Annotated in this window: 16 protein-coding genes and 1 pseudogene; 7 read left to right on the top strand and 10 right to left on the bottom strand. The window is 56.7% G+C overall.

What is annotated here, in order from left to right; translation table 11 throughout:
* Positions 1-524 precede the first annotated feature (524 nt).
* A complete protein-coding gene (locus APH44_RS29120) occupies positions 525-815 on the top strand; it encodes a hypothetical protein (RefSeq protein ID WP_177339409.1) in 291 nt (96 codons plus the stop codon).
* A gap of 223 nt (positions 816-1,038) precedes the next feature.
* Positions 1,039-2,286 carry an integrase arm-type DNA-binding domain-containing protein gene (locus tag APH44_RS13590; protein ID WP_024717430.1) on the top strand — a complete coding sequence of 416 codons (1,248 nt, stop codon included), beginning with the start codon at positions 1,039-1,041 and terminating at the stop codon, positions 2,284-2,286.
* A 372-nt stretch (positions 2,287-2,658) separates the two neighbouring features.
* Here APH44_RS13590 and APH44_RS13595 read toward each other — a convergent pair.
* Positions 2,659-3,774 (bottom strand): annotated as a pseudogene (locus APH44_RS13595) (IS1182 family transposase); the annotation flags it as partial.
* 395 nt (positions 3,775-4,169) lie between these two features.
* Between APH44_RS13595 and APH44_RS13600 the strand changes: the two are divergent.
* The gene (locus APH44_RS13600) at positions 4,170-4,568 is read left to right on the top strand and encodes an FCD domain-containing protein (protein WP_161775543.1); all 399 of its coding nucleotides are present in this window, start codon (positions 4,170-4,172) and stop codon (positions 4,566-4,568) included.
* Positions 4,569-4,712: 144 nt separating this feature from the next.
* Here APH44_RS13600 and APH44_RS13605 read toward each other — a convergent pair whose 3' ends face one another.
* The 8 genes from APH44_RS13605 to APH44_RS13640 form a co-directional block, all read right to left on the bottom strand.
* Entirely contained in the window at positions 4,713-6,005 is a 1,293-nt protein-coding gene (locus tag APH44_RS13605; RefSeq protein WP_016488017.1) for an amidohydrolase, read from the bottom strand.
* A 500-nt stretch (positions 6,006-6,505) separates the two neighbouring features.
* Positions 6,506-7,738, bottom strand: a complete 1,233-nt coding sequence (locus APH44_RS13610) for an MFS transporter (RefSeq protein WP_016488018.1) — start codon at positions 7,736-7,738, stop codon at positions 6,506-6,508.
* Positions 7,739-7,818: 80 nt separating this feature from the next.
* Positions 7,819-9,030, bottom strand: coding sequence for a M24 family metallopeptidase (locus APH44_RS13615; protein ID WP_016488019.1), 1,212 nt, complete (start codon positions 9,028-9,030; stop codon positions 7,819-7,821).
* A 315-nt stretch (positions 9,031-9,345) separates the two neighbouring features.
* Positions 9,346-9,738 carry a hypothetical protein gene (locus APH44_RS13620; protein WP_016488020.1) on the bottom strand — a complete coding sequence of 131 codons (393 nt, stop codon included), beginning with the start codon at positions 9,736-9,738 and terminating at the stop codon, positions 9,346-9,348.
* A gap of 86 nt (positions 9,739-9,824) precedes the next feature.
* Positions 9,825-10,913, bottom strand: coding sequence for an ABC transporter ATP-binding protein (locus tag APH44_RS13625; RefSeq protein ID WP_016488021.1), 1,089 nt, complete (start codon positions 10,911-10,913; stop codon positions 9,825-9,827).
* Between the two features lie 28 nt (positions 10,914-10,941).
* Positions 10,942-11,751 (bottom strand): ABC transporter permease, encoded by an 810-nt coding sequence (locus APH44_RS13630; RefSeq protein WP_016488022.1) that lies wholly within the window; start codon positions 11,749-11,751, stop codon positions 10,942-10,944.
* Positions 11,748-12,665, bottom strand: a complete 918-nt coding sequence (locus APH44_RS13635) for an ABC transporter permease (protein ID WP_024717429.1) — start codon at positions 12,663-12,665, stop codon at positions 11,748-11,750. The genes APH44_RS13630 and APH44_RS13635 overlap by 4 nt, the downstream gene beginning before the upstream one ends.
* Before the next feature lie 24 nt (positions 12,666-12,689).
* The gene (locus tag APH44_RS13640) at positions 12,690-13,817 is read right to left on the bottom strand and encodes a spermidine/putrescine ABC transporter substrate-binding protein (RefSeq protein WP_054893206.1); all 1,128 of its coding nucleotides are present in this window, start codon (positions 13,815-13,817) and stop codon (positions 12,690-12,692) included.
* A 316-nt stretch (positions 13,818-14,133) separates the two neighbouring features.
* Between APH44_RS13640 and APH44_RS13645 the strand changes: the two genes are divergently transcribed.
* The 3 genes from APH44_RS13645 (at position 14,134) to APH44_RS13655 (ending at position 17,592) form a co-directional block, all read left to right on the top strand.
* Positions 14,134-14,916 carry a creatininase gene (locus tag APH44_RS13645; protein ID WP_016488025.1) on the top strand — a complete coding sequence of 261 codons (783 nt, stop codon included), beginning with the start codon at positions 14,134-14,136 and terminating at the stop codon, positions 14,914-14,916.
* 73 nt (positions 14,917-14,989) lie between these two features.
* The gene (gabP, locus tag APH44_RS13650; RefSeq protein ID WP_016488026.1) at positions 14,990-16,375 is read left to right on the top strand and encodes a GABA permease; all 1,386 of its coding nucleotides are present in this window, start codon (positions 14,990-14,992) and stop codon (positions 16,373-16,375) included.
* Between the two features lie 197 nt (positions 16,376-16,572).
* Entirely contained in the window at positions 16,573-17,592 is a 1,020-nt protein-coding gene (locus APH44_RS13655; RefSeq protein ID WP_016488027.1) for a GlxA family transcriptional regulator, read from the top strand.
* Positions 17,593-17,840: 248 nt separating this feature from the next.
* On the opposite strand, the gene APH44_RS13660 is transcribed toward APH44_RS13655, so the two are convergent.
* Entirely contained in the window at positions 17,841-19,058 is a 1,218-nt protein-coding gene (locus APH44_RS13660; RefSeq protein WP_016488028.1) for a PucR family transcriptional regulator, read from the bottom strand.
* Between the two features lie 794 nt (positions 19,059-19,852).
* Here APH44_RS13660 and APH44_RS30690 point away from each other — a divergent pair.
* Positions 19,853-20,053, top strand: a complete 201-nt coding sequence (locus tag APH44_RS30690) for a hypothetical protein (RefSeq protein ID WP_024717428.1) — start codon at positions 19,853-19,855, stop codon at positions 20,051-20,053.
* Positions 20,054-20,171 lie beyond the last annotated feature (118 nt).

The raw sequence follows: 20,171 nt of genomic DNA on the forward strand, positions 1-20,171 counted from the left end.
AGTATCAAACCGAGACACCGCTCAGATAATACGGTTCCTGAACCATTCTGAACACAGCAATGCGTCAGCCTGACGTTAAGTGCTCGATGCCCTGCTCCCATCGCAGGCTGCATCAGAGATGCTTTCGGACAGGTCCGCGTTCTCTGAAAGCCGAGTCATTTGGCTACCACGCCTGATTCCCTCGAGGAACTACTCCACGCAACATCGCTCTGCTGACGCGTCAGAAGTCTCGATCGGTGAGCATGGCGTCATCTGCATTTACGACACCCCGCAACCCCTGCCAGGGCGGGCGCGAGAACGAGGAGGTGCCGCGGGACCTCGGCCTAAATCAGGAGAAGCCACTAAAGAAGCTGCGGATCATGCTTGAGGTGGACAGAGTGGAGAGCAGCTTGGGCGCGCTGATATGAAAGATCCTGGAGCGCAATGCTCCGCATGGCTCGCCATACCTGCTGCTGACTGACGACGGCAAACGTGTCAAGGCACCGATGCTTCGCCACCGATAGGAGGATGCCAGGGAGCAAGCCGTGAAAGAAGCGGTCGCCGCTGGTGACCAGGCGCTGGTCGACGGTATCAGCCAATTGCAGTTCCGCGACGTTCGCCCGAAAGCAGCCTCGGAAATCACCGATGTCGACTACGCTAGTCTGCTGCTACGCCACACCAGAGCTTACATCAGAGAGCGGGTCTATCGCCGAGTTGGAGGCCTGGCAAAAACCCACCAAATAGGGGAAGTTTCGGAAGCGCTGCCAAAAGAAACCATTCCCAAGGGTGCTCCCATGGGTAGTTTTTCTAACCCCCAGAAACGCAAAAAGCCCTGAAAAATCAGGGCTTTGAATGTGGCGGAAGCGTAGTCATTCGAAGTGTGTTTCCACTCCCGACCACCGGCATCCAAAACCCGACGCCCGGCCGCTCTAGAACGGTATATTGCGGGTAACCTAAATGTTGCCACAGTCTTCTAGCTTCCGCCCAGTTCCGTCTGTTTCCAGGCTGTGAGTGGGGGACCAACTGGGGGACCAGATTCAGAGATCGGAGGTCACCACCATGCCCAAGCTCACCGCGAAATTGATAGAAAACCTCAAGGACTATGGCAAGTACGATGATGGCGATGGCCTGCGCCTTGTCATTCGAAAGTCTGGAAAAGCGTGGGTGCTGCGCTACCAGCTTGCAGGCAAGCGCAAGGAAATCGGCTTGGGCCCCTACCCTCACTATGGGTTGAAGGAGGCGCGCTCCCGCGCCGACACTCACAGAGCATTGATTCGGGAGGGTATCGACCCTTTGACACATAAGGCTGATGCACTCCAGCAAGCTGAAGCTGCTCGGATTGCTCGGGATCTGAACCTTGAAAACACCTTCCGCGCTTGTGCCGTGGACTACATCGAAGCCCATAGAGCTGGCTGGAAAAACGCAAAACACGCGCAACAATGGGTCAACACTCTTACCACGTATGCATTTCCCTTTATCGGAGAAAAGCCAGTCGACGAAGTTGAAACAGACGATATCCTGAAGATTCTGAATCCGATATGGACCGCTAAGCCTGAGACAGCGGCCAGGGTCAGAAACCGGCTAGAACTTGTTCTCGATGCTGCCAAAGCACGCCGGCTGCGCACGGGTGAAAACTCCGCTCGCTGGCGAGGTCACTTGGACAAGCTTCTGCCTAGAAGAAGGCTGGCAGACCGTGGTAATCATCCCGCTCTACCTTGGGAGCAATTACCAGCCTTCATGGCAGAACTAGAGCAATCCTGGGACCTTAGTTCAACTGCGGTGAAGTTAACCGTGCTGTGCGCTTTGCGCACAAGCGAAGTGATAGGTGGGTATTGGGAAGAGGTTGATCTGGACGAAGAAATTTGGACTATTCCGGCTTCCCGGATGAAAGCCGGGCGCCAGCATCGAGTACCGTTATCTAAAGCCGCCCTGCATACGCTCAGGTGCCTGAAGGCGGAAAGCAAAAGTGGGTTGCTTTTCCCGGGGCGGAGCATTGGTCGACCGCTCTCGAACATGGCAATGCTACAAAAAATACGCGGTATGGATGAGAAGTCCTTAGCCAACGACGGACCAGGCTGGCGCAACGAAGCGGGTGAAGTCATCACCATGCATGGTTTCCGATCAAGCTTCAGAGACTGGGCTGCCGAGACAACTAACTTCGCCAATATCGTCCCTGAAATGGCCTTGGCGCATAAAATCAGTAATGCGACTGAAGCAGCGTATCGACGAGGCGATCTGCTCGAAAAACGAAAACAGCTTATGGAGGAATGGGCTCGCTATGCACTGTCAGGTTGCAAAGCAACCTGACCAAGGCAAGGTGCTGGCTGAACTGAATTAAAGGATGAAAGACAGTCTCGAACTCAGGCAGACATCATTGGCATCTTTGTGCGCCACCAAGCTTCCCTACGCAACTGCCCCACCCCCAACGCAATCTGGAGTACCTTTCGGCGCTCCCGCGCTAGAATCTGGAGATTGCAGGTAACTCATGAACGTCCGCTATCGACCCAGGCTGTGTGAAAACGCAGTAAACACGTCGAAAACTGAGAGTCGCGCGGATTGCCTGTGGAATTAGCAGGCGAGAGCGTGAATAGCCCTACCCAGCGAAGTAGACATTTGTAGTGCTATATGGGCCGCGTCAGCGGCCCATATAGCTGTTTGCGGGCCAGCAAGCGGCGGGGTTTACGCCCTGATTGCCTCAAGTAGCCCTGCGATGCCGAAGATGCTCATCATCCGTTTGAGGTTGTAGGCGAGCACGTGAAGGCTCATCTCAGTGCTTACCCTCGGCAGGGTTCTGGTCAGGAAGTGGGTACTTCCCATCCAGAATTTGAGCGTGCCAAAGGGATGCTCCACCGTCTGCCGGCGAACCTTCATCTTCCCTGGATCTTGCTCCAATCGGATTTGCACTCTCTCGACTACTTCTTCATGCTCCCAGCGCTTGAGTCGCCGCTCTTTACCGGTCGTACACTGCTTCTGCATGGAGCAGCTCTGGCATCCTGAAAACCAATAGCAGTGCAGTAACATGCCGTCCTCCATCGAGGAATGCCGGCGCGTCAGCAACTGGCCCGCAGGGCATCGATATTCGTCCGATGCAGCCATGTAGGTGAAGTCCTGCTTGCCGAATCGGCCTTCCGCTTTGCTGCTCGATGTCAGGGGTTTCGGTACAAAGGTGGTGATACCCGCCTGCTCGCAAGCAAGGACTTCCGGGCCTTTGTAATAGCTTCGATCAGCGACCACTGTCAGCGCCTCAGCACCGATTTCTTCACGTGCCTGGTTAGCCATATTGCTCAGTTGCCCGCGATCATTACCAACGTTGGTCACCTCATGGGCAATGATCAGATGGTGCTTGTCGTCGACTGCTGTTTGTACGTTGTACCCAACTGTGCCGGAGCCTCGGCCGCTTGTGGCCATTGAGCGGGCATCTGGATCGGTAAGAGAGATTTGCTGATCGGGACTGGCGTGAAGCTGCGCCTCAATGTCCTTCAGTTTTTGCATCTGCTGTTTCAGCTTTTCGACTTTGTCTTTCAATCGCTCAGTCTTGGCCTCGGCCACTTCCGGCGCTGCCCGATCGGCTGAATCCATTGCCGCTAGATAGCGGTCGATGCTCTGCTCGATCTGCTGCATGCGCGCCTTCACCTTGCCTTGAGTGAAATTGCGGTCGCGGTTATTCACGGCTTTGAATTTGCTGCCGTCGATGGCGATGAACGATTGGGAGAAGAGATTGAGGTTGCGGCAAAGCACGACGAACTGTCGGCCGACGCTGCGAATGGCTTTACCGTTATCTCTGCGAAAGTCGGCAGGCTTCGCAGCCAGAAGCCCTCGCCTCGCGCCATAATGCGTGGTGGCACCATGGCCGGCAGGAACGGCCGCGAGTAGGCATCGGCAAGGGCGGCGATGACCTTCGGCCAGGTGGCCAGACGGGAGACATCGGCGTCGGTCAGGAATACGGTGGACACGTTTGCCACCAGGTTGTCGAGATTTTGTACTGCGTCCATAGGGTCCTCCAGAACCGTTGTGCCAAGTCTATGAAGGGCGGCACTGACGAGCTATGCGAGAGGACCCAATACAGTTATCTATAAATTGCTGATCGCTTGAGTATTGAAAAATAGATAACTGCTTTGTAATTGCTCCGGACGCAGGTGGGCATGGGCTCAGTTATCCTCCGCGTGTACGCAAACAACACGTGGACTATCATGTTCGAAATTGATGAATTGGCCGCCTTCGAATATCGACTGGTGATCGAGATGGCTGCGGCTGCACTCGCCGCACAACGCCGCAGCGTACGGGACTTAGAACGTATGGCGCGCAAGCTCGACGACCTCTTGGGGGCGCAGATTTCAACTGAGTTCGAACGTTCCGACCTGAATTTTCGTGAAGCAATGGGAGTAGCGAGTGGCAACAGGTACTTGCTCGATGCTATATCCAGCTTCAACACTCAACATGCTTCGACGACGATCGAGACGCAACAGCATATTATCGAATATCAAGCAATTTATCAGGCCATTAGCAGTAGTGACATTGAGTTCGCCAGAGCTGCAGTACATCAGCAGCTAATAAAATGGCATAACCGCTCAAAAGACCTTTCTCAGTAGGAGAGCACTGCCCTTCCAGATCTTCGGGATGACGGGATACTAAACGCAGGGTATCTTTTGTCACTGCAAAAACACTGCATATCAGTTGATATCGCACTGCTTTGCATATTGGCAAGCGCCGCATGACCGGCGCTACATCCTGAATTACTGCTGAGTTGCATGCTCAGACAAAAAATCAACGGCGGCCGCCGACATCGCCCGCGCGCCAACGATCAGCGCTTTTTCATCGACGAAGAATTTCGGGTTGTGATTCGGTGCTGCCTTGGCCGGGTCCTGCCCGTCGGGTGTCACGCCCAGGTAGAAGTAGAGGCCGGGTACCTTGCCTGCGAAGAAGGAGAAATCTTCCGAAGCACCGACCAGAGGGGTGGTGGCGACCTTGCCATAGGCCGCACGCTTGAGCACTGGCGCCATCTGCTCGGTCAATTGCTCATTGTTCATCGTCATGTCATAGGCCGGCACGATTGATACCTTGGCCGTAGCACCGGCGCTTTCGGCTATCTTCTCGGACGTGAGCTTCACATCGTGTGCCACTTGCGCACGTACCGCCGGATCGTAGGTACGAATGGTGCCTGCCATGTCGACGCTTTCCGGCACGATGTTCGGTGCACTACCACCTTTGATCATGCCCACAGTGACCACCGCTGGCGACTGGGTGAGCTTGGTGCGGCGGCTTACCACCGTCTGCAGGCCGTTGATGACCTGTGCAGAGGCCACTACCTGGTCGACAGTGTTCCAAGGCATGCCGCCATGGCCCTGCTGGCCTATAACCTTGATGTTCAAGTCGTCACTGCTGGCGGTCGTGGCACCCGAACGCCAACTCAATTGCCCTGAAGGCCCAGGCATGACATGCACAGCGAACACCGCATCAGGCTTGAGCTTGTCGAACAGCCCTTCCTGCAGCATCAACTGCGCCCCCCAACGCCGCCCCTCTCCGCCTTTGACCAGGCTCGAGCCCTCTTCAGCCGGCTGGAAAATGAACATGACCTTGCCCGGCAGGTTGTCACGCATGCCTGCAAGGATTTGCGCAGTTGCCATCAGCATGGCGGTATGGGTGTCGTGGCCGCAGGCGTGCATCACATCCACCTGCTGGCCATGATAGGTACCCCGCGCGGTCGAGGCGAATGGCAGGCCCGCAGGCTCCTTGACCGGCAAGGCATCCATATCCGCGCGCAGGGCGACGGTAGGGCCCGATTTGCCACCTTCGAGAATTCCGACCACTCCCGTGCGCCCGATACCCGTATGGACTTCGAGGCCAAGCTTTTCAAGGTGCTCGGCGACCAGCTTGGCAGTGCGTGTTTCCTGCTCGCCGAGCTCTGGGTGCTGGTGGATGTCCCGTCGCCACTCGATCATCTGCTGCTCGACCTGGGCAGCGCCGATAAAGGCCTGCTCCTCGAGAGGGTTCGCTTGGGGGGATGCGTGGCAGGCAAACGACATCATTGCCAGGCACAATGCACTGATCGAGGTAGAGGGTCGGAACAATTTGCTAGCTGATATAGTGGAAGCCTTGATGGTTTTTCGCGTAGATAGATCAATAGGCTGAACAGAAAAAGGACGACCTCACCCTAACAATTACCTAGCTAACTATCAATATGAACGTATTCCTGAATGCTTGGTTGGATCTCGATGGCCTGTAGACACAAAGCCGTGCATGCTGGCGCAGTCCTTTGCAGAGTTCCTCGAAGGACTCGCACAGCAAGGCCTCCTTGCTTTCTATTTGATTGTAGATAGAACTGCATTTCATACCTAAAGACTGGCGGTACAAGAAACAGATGGATTCTGGAAAGCAGAAATGAAATCCACAACAGCTATTGCGACCTCAACGACTACCAATCAGCCAAGTGCAAGGTTAACTTCGCGCCACAGCACCACAAGCGCAGGGTAGTCTTTTCTTCATGTTCCTAGCGCTCCGGTGACTAGGTGTCAGCTGAAGGATAGCGCTAATAGCGGGCTGCCACGAGTCGGCGTCGGCCTGAGGTATATCCGAAATACAGCATCGCTACGCCTACCCCGCTAAGAAATATCTCAACGTGCGCATAGCCAATGACCGGCGTATAAAGCACCCCGACCAGCAACGGCCCGAGTGCGCCCAGGCCGTAGCCGACGCCTTGCACCATACTCGAAAGTTCTGCCGCAACCTGTGCGTTTGCCGAGCGCAGCACAATCATGGTGATGGCAATGGAAGTCAAGGCACCTTGCCCGATGCCTTGTACCCCGCCCCACAGCCATACCGTGTCGAGCGGCGCGGACAGGCAGCCGAGAAAACCGACCGTGGTGAGCACCACAACAACCACATTGAACCAGGATTGACTCGGCAAGCGTGTGGCTATCAGCGGCCCGAGCAGACAAGCGACCATTTGTAGCAGGATTGAACTGGAGACGATGACGCTGGACTCCAGCGGCGTCATCCCCCGTCCATTCAGAAACGGGGCGAGCCAGCCGAACACGGTAAACGAATACATCGATTGCAGCACCATGAACAGCGTGAGTTGCCAGGCTAGCGCGCAGCGCCACACCCCTCGTACGCGCGGCGCAGCCTTGGGTGCCAGCGCACTGCCCTTGGGCAGTTGGAAAAGCCAGCAGGCACAGGCTGCCGCTGCCGGCACTGACCACAGCGCCAACGCCGTCGTCCAGCCACCGCCCAAGGTGCTTTGCAGCGCCAGGGTGAACCCTGCGGCAGTCGCCGCACCGCTCAACAGCGCCATAGAGTAGAGGCCGGCCATCAGCCCGGTGATCTTGGCGAAGTCGCGTTTGATAAGCCCAGGGAGCAATACGTTGATGATGGCGATGGCGCTGCCAATGACGATCGAACCGACCACCAGGCCGCTGACGTTCCCGGCGCCACGTATCAATAGCCCTGTGGACAACGCCGCCATCAATACCAAGATCGTGCGCTCTGTGCCTATTTTGCGGGCAAGCCAGGGCGCCACGGGCGCGAACAACCCCAGGCAAAATACAGGCAGGGTGGAAATTGCACTGGTGGCGGCAGGCGTCAGGCCTAGGTCGCTGGATATATCGGCAAGCACAGCGCCGAGGCTTGGGTACGCAGTGCGGAGGTTGAAGGCTACGAAAATGATGCTGCAGGCGAAATAAAAAAGCCGCGAACCCTTGGCAATTGTGCCAGGTTGCGGCAGCCCCCGTTCATTGCGAGCGTGCGCTGTCGCGTACTCCACACATGTCCTCCTTGAACCTTGGCATGGAAAAAGTCATACGGATAAAAAAAGCCGCACAGTTTCCTGTGCGGCTTGCTCGGTTACTTCTTGATGATGTTGTGTTCTGGGCCGTATGGGAACTTGGTGATGTTTTCAGCGCCGTTTTCGTTGACGATCAGAATGTCATGCTCGCGGTAACCACCCGCACCCGGCAGCCCTTCGGGCAGCATGATCATCGGCTCGATGGACACGACCATGCCAGGTTCCAGCACGGTGTCGATGTCTTCGCGCAGCTCAAGGCCAGCTTCACGGCCGTAGTAATGGCTCAGGGTGCCGAACGAATGGCCATAACCGAAGGTGCGGTATTGCAGCAGGTCGTGCTCGAGGAAAATCTCGTTCAACTGGTGGGCAATATCGCTGCAACGCATGCCTGGCTTGATCAGCTTCAGGCCGGCCTCGTGGACCTTGACGTTGACCTCCCACAGGCGCAGGTGCTCATCGGAGCAATGGTCGAGGAACAACGTGCGCTCCAGCGCGGTGTAGTAACCGGCGATCATCGGGAAGCAGTTGAGGCTCAGAATGTCGCCCTTGTTGACCTTGCGAGAGGTTACCGGGTTATGCGCGCCATCGGTGTTGATACCAGACTGGAACCAGGTCCAGGTGTCCATCAGTTCGGAATCGGGGAAAGTGCGGGCAATTTCACGGACCATGGCCTGGGTGGCATGCAGCGCCACTTCGTACTCAGGCACCTGGTCACGCAGGGCCTCAACCACCGCAGCACCACCGATATCGGCAACGCGGGCACCGTGACGAATGATGGCGTGCTCTTCAGCCGACTTGATCATGCGCATGCGCATGCATGGCGCGGCGACGTCCACCAGCTCGGCCTGGGGATAACGGCTGGCCAATTTGTCGCGGTTGACCAGGTTCAAGTGGTCGAACTCGATCCCGATACGTCCGGCCTTGGGCAAGGCTTGTTGAATCGCGACAAAGTAGTTATCGCGCTGCCAGTCGGTGTAGATGATGTTTTCGGTGCCCACGGTACGCCGCCATGGCTGGCCACCGTCGATGTTGGCGCTGATCGACACCACGGCATCCTGAGTCACCACCAGGGCATAAGGACGGCCGAACGAGCAATACAGGAAATCGCTGTAGTAGTTGATGTTGTGATAAGACGTGAAGACAGCGGCGTCGATATTGTTCTGGGCCAGGTAGCTGCGCAACTTGGATTGACGGTTGGCGTATTCCTGGTGCGAGAACGTCGGCTTAACTTTTTCGCCGTTTTGAATCTGTATTGTTTTCGGCATTTGCATGTCTTCACTCCTTGGTAGGTGATCAGTAGAGAGGCCCTGTTTTGGGTGCCACTGGAGATCATTCGAACAGATAAAAGGCGGCCTTTTTTGCGCGAATCCGACCCCTAGATGATCAGATCCGCCTTGCTGTAAACGCCGCTATGGAAAGGACAATATTGCCCGCCACTGCCGTACAGGCCTCGCTGCGGCAAGAACAGGCAGAGGTATAGATGAGGGGGAATGAAGGAGAGGAAACGCGCGATGTCGCGCCCATTGCAGGCGCGGATCAAGATAATTATCGAGGCAGGTTCAGCTCTGGTAGCGGGTGAACACGCGCTACGGGGACAACCGGGCAACGCCGATGAATTCGGCCAATTCGCCGACATCGAGCGTGCGGCAGGTCGGTTTGGTCAGCAGCGCCAGCGATTCGCGGACACTGTCGTCGGTACACAACTGCAATTCACTGCCAAGGCACAGAATCAGCACATCGAGGGGCTTGGCCTGGCTCAGTTGCACGGTGGCCGCCACGATGCCATTGTTGGCCTTCAGCGGCTGGCCCTCAAGGCTCAGTATCTGCCATTCGCAGACCACGCAGCGGGCCACGTCGTTGGCTTGGCGCAAGGGTTCCAGCGCAGCGGCCAAGGCATAGAAATCGAACCCTTCGGCCAGCAGGAAGCCAATACGCACGGCGCTGGCCAGGTTTTCGCTGGTTTCAGTCAATTGCTGCATGTACTGCCTCCTTCGGGTCAACTGGGCGTGGGTACGTCTACAATTGTCCACGCTGCCGCCCCTGCGCAGATGTCAGATATCGACCTCTAATTGCCACGTAAAATCAGCGCCCGCGCATCGTCCCACCCGACATGCACCCTCTGCCCGCTCTTGAGCCCAAGTAGGTCGTAATCCGCGTACGGCTTCTGCACTTGCAGTTCCAGCCCGTTGGCGGCTTCCAGGTATATGTTGACCATTGACCCAATGAATTCCTCCCCCATCACGGTACACGCCAGGCGGCTGGCTGTGGTCGGTTGCGCGGCGAGGTTGATATGTTCGGCACTGATGCACAGGGTGACCTCTTCCCCTACCGCAACAGATCGGTCTTCGGGCAAGCGTGCCAGAAAGCGACCATACGCCGAGTCCAGTTGCACCAGCCCGGTGTCGTCGAAGCCAAGCACAACGCCGCCAAGCATGTTCTTGCCGCCGACGAATTCAGCGACAAAACGGTTGTGCGGTTCGAAGAAAATATCCTTGGGCGTGCCAATCTGCTCAACCCGGCCACGGCTCATGATCACCACGCGGTCAGCCATGGCGAAGGCTTCGGATTGGCTGTGGGTGACATAGACGAAGGTGATGCCAAGGTCCTTCTGCAACCCAGTCAACACCGCCTGCATGCGCACGCTCAAGTGCGCATCGAGGGCACTGAGCGGTTCGTCCAGTAGCAGTATCGGGGGCTCGGTGACCAGTGAACGCGCCAGCGCCACCCGCTGCCGTTGCCCGCCAGAAAGCATGCTTATATCACGGTTGGCAAACTCGCCCAGGTCCAGGCGCTCTAGCCAGTGCAGGGCTTTTTTGCGCCGTTCAGCTTTGCCCATGCCGCGCATGCGCAAACCGAACTCAACGTTTTCAAGCACGCTCAGAAAGGGGAACAGCGCCAGGTTCTGCCACACCAGCGGGGTGTCCCTTTGCCAGGAATACAGGTCGTTGATGCGCTCGCCGTTCAAGCGAATTTCACCGCTGCTGGGCTTGTCGAGCCCGGCAAGCATGCGCAGCGTGGTGGTTTTACCACAGCCACTGGAGCCCATGATCGCGACGAACTCGCCCTTGTAGATTTCCAGGTTCATCGGTTCGACAGCGACGTAACTGCCGAATTGTTTGGTCACGTTATCGAATACCACTAACGGTTGAGTCATGGGGAGCTCCTGCGTCGGCATGGGATGTTCAGCTTTTTTTGCCGTCAGCCGGTTTCTTCTGCCGGCGCATGAGCAAAACCTGGGCAACGATCGTCAGCGTGATCGTGGTGATGAAAACGATCGTGCCTATCGCATTGATGGTCGGGCTGACCTGCCCTTGCAAAGTATTGAGGATGCGTACCGGGACTGTCTCGTTAAGGCCCGAAACGAACCAGGCCACCGCGAACTCGTCGAACGACACGGCCATGGTCACGAACAGTGCGGCGAAAATGCTCGGGGCGGTGAACGGCAGGATCACGTAGCGCATGGCCTGCCATTGGCTGGCGCTCAGGTTCCAGGCGGCGGCCTCCAGTTGCGGGGCCATCTGCGCCAGGCGCATGCGAATCACCGCCATGGCGAATGGTGAGCACATGACGATGTGGCAGATCATGACGGCATACAGCTCGCCGGACAGGCCGATTCGCGACAAGAACGCGAGCATCGCCAGGCCCAGAATCACCACCGGAATGGTAGGAGGCAGCAGTGCCAATGCCATGTACACCGACTTGCCAAAAAAGTGATAACGAAAGTCGGTATAGGCGGCAGTGAAGCCCAGCAGCGTGGAAACCAGCGATACCACCACACCGACGACCAGGCTGTTGTTGAAGGCTTGCCAGACTTGCGGGTCGGCGGCAATCGCTTCGTACCAGCGCAAACTGAAGCCACCCAGGGGCAAGGATGGGAAGCGGTCGACGTTGAAGGAAAACACGAAGCTGCCAATGATAGGCGTGAGGATGAACAAGAACACCAGGACGACGAAGCTGCGCAGCATGAAGTTGATGACACGATGTTCGTTCATGCGCGCCTCCTGTAGGCGTGGCGAACCATCAGGAACGCCGTGGCCAGCAAGGTCACGATCATCGTCGTGGCAATAACCGCCGCGCGTGGCCATTGCTGCCCCGATTTGGTCGTGTCGGTAATCAGGGTGCTCAAGGTTGGTGGTTGGCCGCCCCCTAGATAGAGCGGGCTGACAAAGTCACCGAAGGTCATGATGAAACAGAACAGTGCGGCGATGACGATGCCGACCCGCGCCGATGGAATCACTACCCCAAATACCGTGCGCAGACGGCCCGCGCGCAAGTTGTGGGCAGCTTCGATCAGCGTGCGGTCGATGTACATGAGGCTGAACAACTGCAGCAACACTACCAGCGGCAGGCACAGGGTGAAGTAACCCACATAGCTACCAAAACTGGTATTGAGCAAGGGCAACGGCCCAATCCCCAGCAACGCCAGGGCGCTATTGAGCAGCCCCTGGTCACTGAGAAAGACTTGCCAGGAATAGGTGCGCACCAGGTAACTGGTAAAAAATGGCGTGATCAACAACAGCACCAACCATTGCCGGGTCGATTCGCGGAACTTGAAGGCAATTGTATAGGCGCACGGAAAGGCTACGGCACTGATCAGCACACTGGCCCCCGCCGCCATCGCCCAGGTGTGCAAGTAGGCATCCCAGAAGTACTCGCGGCTGAACAGGTACTTCCAGTTCAGCCACTCGAACGCAGGGACCATGCGAAAGTTGCGCACCAGCCAAAAACTGATGGTCAGCAGAAACAGCAAGGGCGCTACAAAAAACAGTAGCTGCCAGACCAGTATCGGCAGCGACAGGATCAGCCCATACCCCGGTAAGCGCCAGGTGCGCTTGCCGAACTGCCCACGCGTGCGTGCAGGCTCCTCACTGGCGGGCAGTGGGGGCGATAGCTTGTTCGAAATCATTACGCCGCTCCTGTGTAGGCGCCATCAAGCGCCCTTGTACTGCGACCAGAAGTCGTTCCAGTCCTCCAGGCTCTGCTGCACGGGGAGCGCGCGATACTGAATACGCCCCTCGCGGATGTCGTCCATGACATTGCGCTGGCCCAGTACCATGCCTTGGCGTCTGGCTTCGGCAAGGTCGGTCTTGTTCAGCAACTCCCAGCCGCGCTTATTGGGAATCAGCGCCGGGTAAGCCTCCATCTTCGCCGACTTCACCTGGCCTTCAGGGGAGGTGATGTATTGAATGAACTTCTTCGCAAGTTCCGGGCTGTGGGCTTTCTTGGCGATGCAATAAGACTCGGTCCATTGCAGGCCGCCCTCCTCGGGTATCACTGTTTTTACCGGTGCCCCGGCACGCTGCAAGACCCCGGTAATCCAGTCGCCAATGCCACACATCGCGTGGATCTGGCCGTTTTTCAGGGAGGAGAAGGTACCGCCATAATCGGAGAACCCGGCCACTTGTCCGCGTAGGCTCATGGTTTTGTCCTGGAGCCTCTTCCAGTGCGCCGCGTCGATGTCGTAGGGCAGCCTGTTGCCATTGAGCAAACTGATCTGGCCCAGGTTTGGCAGGTGCCAGTCGAAGTGGCCGACCTTGCCCTTGAGGCTATCGTCCCAGAACACCTGGTAGCTTTTCGCCTTGGACTCCGGCAGCAACTGGGTATTGAAGGCGATACCGAGAAAGCCGAAGCGGACCATGACCGAATACAGTTCATCGCCCTGCCAGTGCCCTGGAAAGTGCTGAAACTCTGGGTAGAAGTCATCGAAGGGATAATCGGCAAGGTCCAGTCGCTCGATATAGTCGGCGGCGTTGAGTTGTTGCACATACTCGGCATCCGACAGGATCAGGTCGAAGGTGCCCGGTGGTGACTGCGAAATGAGCCCCAGCATGTTATCGCCGCCGGTGTAGTACTTGGCCCGCACCTTGACCCCATGCTCGCGCTCGAAATCCGCGACGATGTCGGGCGCGGCGTGGCCTGCCCACGCCAGTATCACCAGTTCTTTTTCGGCTGCGCCAAAGGTTCTGTTCGGAAGTACCCCGGAGAGCGCCGCCACACCGGCCAAAATGCTGCTGTTCTTGATGAATGTACGGCGTGAAAAATCGGCGCGACGCGTCATGGAGATACCCTCGGTAATCAAAAGTGCCTTGGCCCAGCCGCGCTTTCGCCCCGCTTCCCCAAGGTTTTCACCGCCTGTGTGATTACCGATTGCAGCAGATTGCCATCAGGGCAAGTTGTGTTTTTCCGACCTGTAATTTGTCAAATTCGCCCCCTGCCCCACCCGACCCACCTGGATCGCAGGTCCGTCAGCATTTGTCAAATTCAGGTCGGGAACTGACAAGTGAATGTCGTTGTGATCTGATCAAATCGTTGCATGTACTGGCTCGCTGCAAACGGACTACTTCAACGAATACAAGAATAAAGAGAGATAACCGATGAACGAAAGCGTAGTGGTTGGCGAACTCACCTGGCCTGAGTACGCACAGAAGGTAGCTTCCGGCAGCACGATTTTCTTGCCGGTGGGCGCCTTGGAGCAGCACGGTCATCACATGTGCATGGAGGTGGATGTGCTATTGCCTACCGCCCTGTGCAAGGCAGTAGCGCGAGAAGTCGACGGCTTGGTGTTACCCGCCTTGGCCTATGGCTACAAGTCACAGCAGAAGTCGGGAGGTGGCAACCACTTTCCCGGCACCACCAGCCTGGATGGCGCAACACTGACCCATACCATCCAGGACATCATCCGCGAACTCGCCCGGCATGGGGCGCGCAAGCTGGTCTTGATGAATGGCCATTATGAAAACTCGATGTTCATCGTCGAAGGCATCGACCTGGCGCTGCGCGAACTGCGTTATGGCGGTATCACCGATTTCAAGGTGGTCGTTCTGTCCTACTGGGATTTCGTCAACGCGCCGGCGGTCATCGAAGAGCTCTACCCCGAAGGTTTCCTCGGCTGGGACATCGAACACGGTGGCGTTTTCGAAACGTCACTGATGCTGGCCCTGCACCCTGAAAAGGTCGACCTGAGCCGCGCCGTCGACCACCCTCCGGCAAAATTCCCACCTTACGATGTCTTCCCCATCATCCCTGAACGCACCCCCGCCTGCGGAACGCTTTCCTCGCCTAAGGGCGCCAACCGAGAAAAAGGCGAGTTGATTCTGCGAGTTTGCGTAGAGGGCATTAGCAGCGCTGTGCGGGAGGCCTTCGACCTGCAGAAATAACACCGATCTCCAGCCCAGAGCAGCACCGCCGTTCGCAGTTCACCCTCCTTCAAGAATAAAAAGGGTAATTAGCATGTCCAGCAACTCAACTCTGGCCCCCGGCCTCAAGCAGCGCCACGTCACCATGTTGTCAATCGCCGGCGCTATTGGCGCCGGCCTCTTCATCGGCTCGGGGCATGCCATTGCTGCAGCCGGTCCTGCGGCAATTCTCGCGTACATCATGTCTGGCACACTGGTCGTTCTGGTCATGCGCATGCTCGGAGAAATGGCGGTGGCCTCGCCAGATACCGGGTCATTCTCCACCTACGCCGAGCGCGCAATGGGACGTACAGCAGGCTTTACCATTGGCTGGCTGTACTGGTGGTTCTGGGTGCTGGTCATTCCAATCGAAGCCATTGCAGCAGCGGCCATTCTGCATGCCTGGTTCCCTGCGATAGAAACCTGGGAATTCGCACTGGTGGTTACCGGTTTGCTGACCGTAACTAACCTGTTCAGTGTGGCGCGCTACGGTGAATTCGAGTTTTGGTTTGCGATGCTCAAGGTTATCGCGGTGCTAGGGTTCATTGCTCTGGGTGCATTGGCACTGACAGGCGCGCTGCCCGATATTTCAGTTAGCGGCGTGGTCAACCTGAGTCATGAGTTTGGTGGTTTCATGCCCAACGGCATGACCGCTGTCATCGGTGCCATGCTCACCACCGTGTTCAGTTTCATGGGTACTGAAATTGTCACCATTGCCGCCGCCGAGTCGAAAAACCCCTCCAAGCAAATCACCCGTGCCACCAATTCCGTGGTGTGGCGAATGGGGATCTTCTACATCGTCTCGGTGTTCCTGATCATCTCCATCGTGCCCTGGAACGACCCCATGCTAGTACAGGTCGGCTCCTATCAACGGGCCCTTGAGCTGATGAACATCCCGCACGCCAAGATGATCGTCGATATCGTCGTGCTGATTGCCGTTGCCAGTTGCCTCAATTCGGCCATCTACACCGCATCGCGCATGGTCTATTCGCTGAGCAAGCGCGGCGACGGTCCTCGCGTTCTGCAGCGCACCTCAGCGACGGGCGTGCCAGTGATTGCAGTGCTAGCCAGCACCGCAGTGGGCTTCTTGACCACAGCACTCAATTACTTCGCTCCCGACGAGGTGTTTTCCTTCCTGCTGGCAAGTTCGGGGGCGGTAGCGCTTCTAGTCTATCTGGCAATCGCTGTTTCGCAATTGGTTCTGCGTAATCGGATGGATAGCCAAGGTACTGCGCTGGACTTCAAGATGTGGCTGTTCCCCTGGCTCAGCTACCTGGTCATCTTCTCCATCATCAGTATCTTGACGATGATGCTGGTGATGCCAGGGCATCGCATGGAAGTGGTGGCAACTGGTGCGCTGGCGCTGTCCATCGTCTGCGTGAGCGCCATTTTCTCGTCTAAAAAGAGCACTTCGGCCACCGTGGCGAGCAAGCCTGCCTGACCAGGCCGAGTCGTTACCCACCCTGTGAAGGTGTTGCTTTCGCAGGGTTTTTGCTTTTCACCGGGGCGCCTCCCAATGCTTAGGCACTGCGTGTACTATCACTCTGACAAATGCATCAACCTAAACACAATGAATTGCCGATTTACGGCAACCAGACGCAGAGCACGTCATTTTTTTGCATTCAAGGAGTCGTATTGATGGGTACGTTAAAATCCTCGCCGTTGGCACCGGCATACCCTGTCAATGATGCCCCGCCGCTGAAAGTCGTCGGTTTCCTGATCATTCCCAATTTCACCACCATTGGCTTCGCCTCGGCGGTGGAAACCTTGCGCATGGCCAACCTGGCAGCACGCAAAACCATGTTCCAGACCCTGATCATTGCAGCCGACATGGAGCCAGTGAGTGCCAGTAACGGCATGCGCATCCTGCCCGATTTCAGTATCAAGGATGCCCCAAAGCTGGACATGCTGTTCGTGGTGGGGCCAAACCCGATAGTCTCCGACCACAATACCCGCCCCATCCTCAACTGGCTTCGCAAGTTGGCACATGACCAGGTGCCATTGGGCGGTATTTGCACAGGCAGCCATTTGCTAGCACGCGCCAATCTGCTCACTGGTTATCGGTGTACCATCCACTGGGAAGATATCGAGGCGCTAAAAGAGCGATTTCCCGGCATTATCATTTCCAACCAACTGTTTGAGCTTGACCGTGACCGTTTCACGAGCTCCGGCGGCGTGGCGTCCATGGACATGATCCTACAACTGATTGCCCGAGAACCTGGCGGGCGGGACATTGCCAGTCATGCGGCTGAACTGCTGTTATGTGATCGAGTACGTGGATCGCAAGAGCGCCAGCGCGTGCCTTTGCGGCAAAAGCTCGGCACCTCTCAGCCCAAACTCAGTCAGATTGTTACAATCATGGAAGCCAACCTTGAAGACCCGATGACCTTGGAAGAGCTTGCAGAACTGAATGAGATCTCGGTTCGGCAAATGGAGCGTTTGTTCCACAAGCATCTTCAAAACACACCGAGTCAGTATTACTTGGAACTACGCCTGACACGGGCTAGGCAACTATTGCTACACAGTGAATCCCAAGTGCGTGATATCGCCCTCGCCTGTGGTTTCATTTCGCCAGCACACTTCTCAAAGTGCTACAGTCGTTTCTTTGGTGTCTCACCAATCGGCGAGCGGAAAAAGGTAGTCTCTTCACTTCACTGAACAACCCTGTCGTTAGTTTTCGTGGCGCGGTCCAGGATTTCCTCGCCATGCTCCCCTCAGCTGGCCCGCAATGTGAGGGCATCCAAGTGAATGTGCGCTCCACGAGGGCGCCACCACAATTCTGCAGGGGAATCTCGGTCATTCCGCACAGTTTTGGACCATCACTTGGATCTGGCTAGATGTCATGCCATTCAGGACGAAGCGGACTACGCTTGCTACGCAGGCGCGCATTGATGATGTTCATGTCATTATTCCTTACCTCGGGCGATAGACATGTGCCATACCATAATAGCGATCGAAGCATTCATACGAAAAAGTGGATCGTCCAAGGATTTTCCACTCAGTTGTTCGATGCGCTGGATACGTTGATTGATGGTGTTACGGTGAAGTCCCAGGCGCTGGGCAGCCTTGAGCCCGTTGCCATTTTCCTTGAGCAAAGCGTCGAGGGTATGCACGAGTACTTTAGGGTGTTTACGGCCGGGCACGAACAACGGGCCGAGTGTCTTTTCGACGAAGTCGTCGATGAGCGTGCGGTCGACTACCCCCTGCAGCAAACCCAACACGCCCAACTCGTTGAAATCGCAGTATCCGCTCTCCGGGCGCAGTTTCTGCGCCACATTCAGCGCCTGGCGCGCTTCGTTGAGCAGTCGGCGGTAATGACCACAATCTTCAGCAACGCTCGACAGGCCCATGTACATATCCAACTCCCCTGCCACTCCGATCAGTTGCCGACGCAACGTGGTCAAGGCTGCCGGCAGGTCATCGGCATCCGCCAGCAGTAGCACGAAGAGGTCGCCCGGCATCTCTACCATCACCGTTCCCGGGCGGCTGCGACCCCAGGCTTCAAGTTGGTCTTCCATGGACTGGCGAGTGGCTTGCCACAGCTGCTCGCCTTGGGCCAAGCCTTGGCGCTCAAACAGCGTCTCGATACCTGACAAGCGCAGCACGACCAGTCGCCGTGGAATATCAAGCATCAGTTGCAGATGCGCAGCCCGCTGTCGGGCAATGGCCAGACTCGGGTAATCTCCGGTCAGCAACTGGCCGAGAATGTGGTTACGTGAGCGCCGCACTTGAGTCATATGCATCAGGGCCGTATCGATCAGGTGGGTCACAAACACCAACTTCAGCGGAGAGGGCTGCTCGATCAGCGACAATCCCAACTGTTCAGCACGAGCGATCACTGCAGACGGGATGCACTGGGGAAACGGGCCTCCAGTAAGAACCACCATCCCGGCAATACCCAACACAGCACCAGTCTCGACCAAAGTGAGTAACTTGCGTTCGTCACATAGGTAATTGATTTCCGAAATAAATACTAGTTCGCCGCCCATTTTACACGCGGTGATACCCTCATTTCCCGCCACGTAGGACCAGCATACTCGCCGTTGCAAGTAAAGCTCGCCTGCGCGGACCCTCATGTCTTCCAAGCCGGGCAGGTTCAGGACCTCACTCAGAGTCAAGCTCATGGCTCGACACCCGCCAGGCTCTGCATCTGACGCCCTCTAACTGGCTCGCACATGAGAATGTCGGGCTGTACCATGGCGTCACTGCTCGCCGAAGATATCAACTTTAGAAATTGAAGGAACATGCCAGTACTGCTCCTACGCCATGACCGAAAAGCGCATGCGGTTAAGTCTCAGCAAGCTCATCGACGACCATGCCGGGGACTTGTAATAGAGATGCTACCTGAAATCGTTCATGATCACTCCCTCGAACGGCGAGATGACTGCGATCAACAGCCCCAGGTATCGAGATGCCCTCCCGTACATTCCATCTACTCTCACGACTTTGGAGATAATCCCATCAAGCTTCATGCACTCGACGACCACGCGGACGTATGACCAAATTTCCGGTGGAGTGATGCTCACCCCCTATCCAAACGTTGCAGCTTAGTGCTCGCTTTCTCTACAATCTTTTAGCAACATTTACGTGACCAACCGAGCGGCCTCGCCCTGCTGGTGCTCAACACTGCCCGGTATCAAACGGCATCACTGACCGTGCCCGTCGCCGCACGCCGCTACACCTTGCAAGCGACCAACGCTGACCGACAAAACGGTGACGTTCAATGGCAGACTCCTCAAGCTCGGCACCAACGATGAAATGCCGACAATGGACTTTGTGCCGACCAAAACCGGCAAACTGGCCATTGAGCCGGCAAACGATAATTTCCTGAGCCTGCCATCTGCTGGAAATGAGACCTGCAATGGGCCTGCCCCGTGACAACGGACGCATTAGCATGTATTCGAGCATTGAATAGTTGGTGATTAGCAGTTCGGGGCAGCGCACCTGCATTTCTTCCCGCGTCTACGGAGCCGACGAGGACTTTCGTGAACAGCGCGAATGTGAGCGCCCGCTGAACGTCTATGGCTATTCGAAGTTCCTGTTCGATGCAACAGGTGCGCCGGCAGTTCTGTTGGCAGTAGCCGCGCCCAACCATTCAATGATGTGGCCCTGGCTGTGATCAATCGGTTGCGCGGGCAGCAAGGCCAACCCTCGTTGTCACTTGATATGGCCTTGCTGGAAGGCATTCTGGAGTACAGCGAATTTCCTGAACATTTGCGTGGCAAGTACCAGTGTTA

It is taken from the genome of Pseudomonas sp. NBRC 111143, from assembly GCF_001320965.1.
GTDB classification, from domain to species: domain Bacteria; phylum Pseudomonadota; class Gammaproteobacteria; order Pseudomonadales; family Pseudomonadaceae; genus Aquipseudomonas; species Aquipseudomonas machongensis.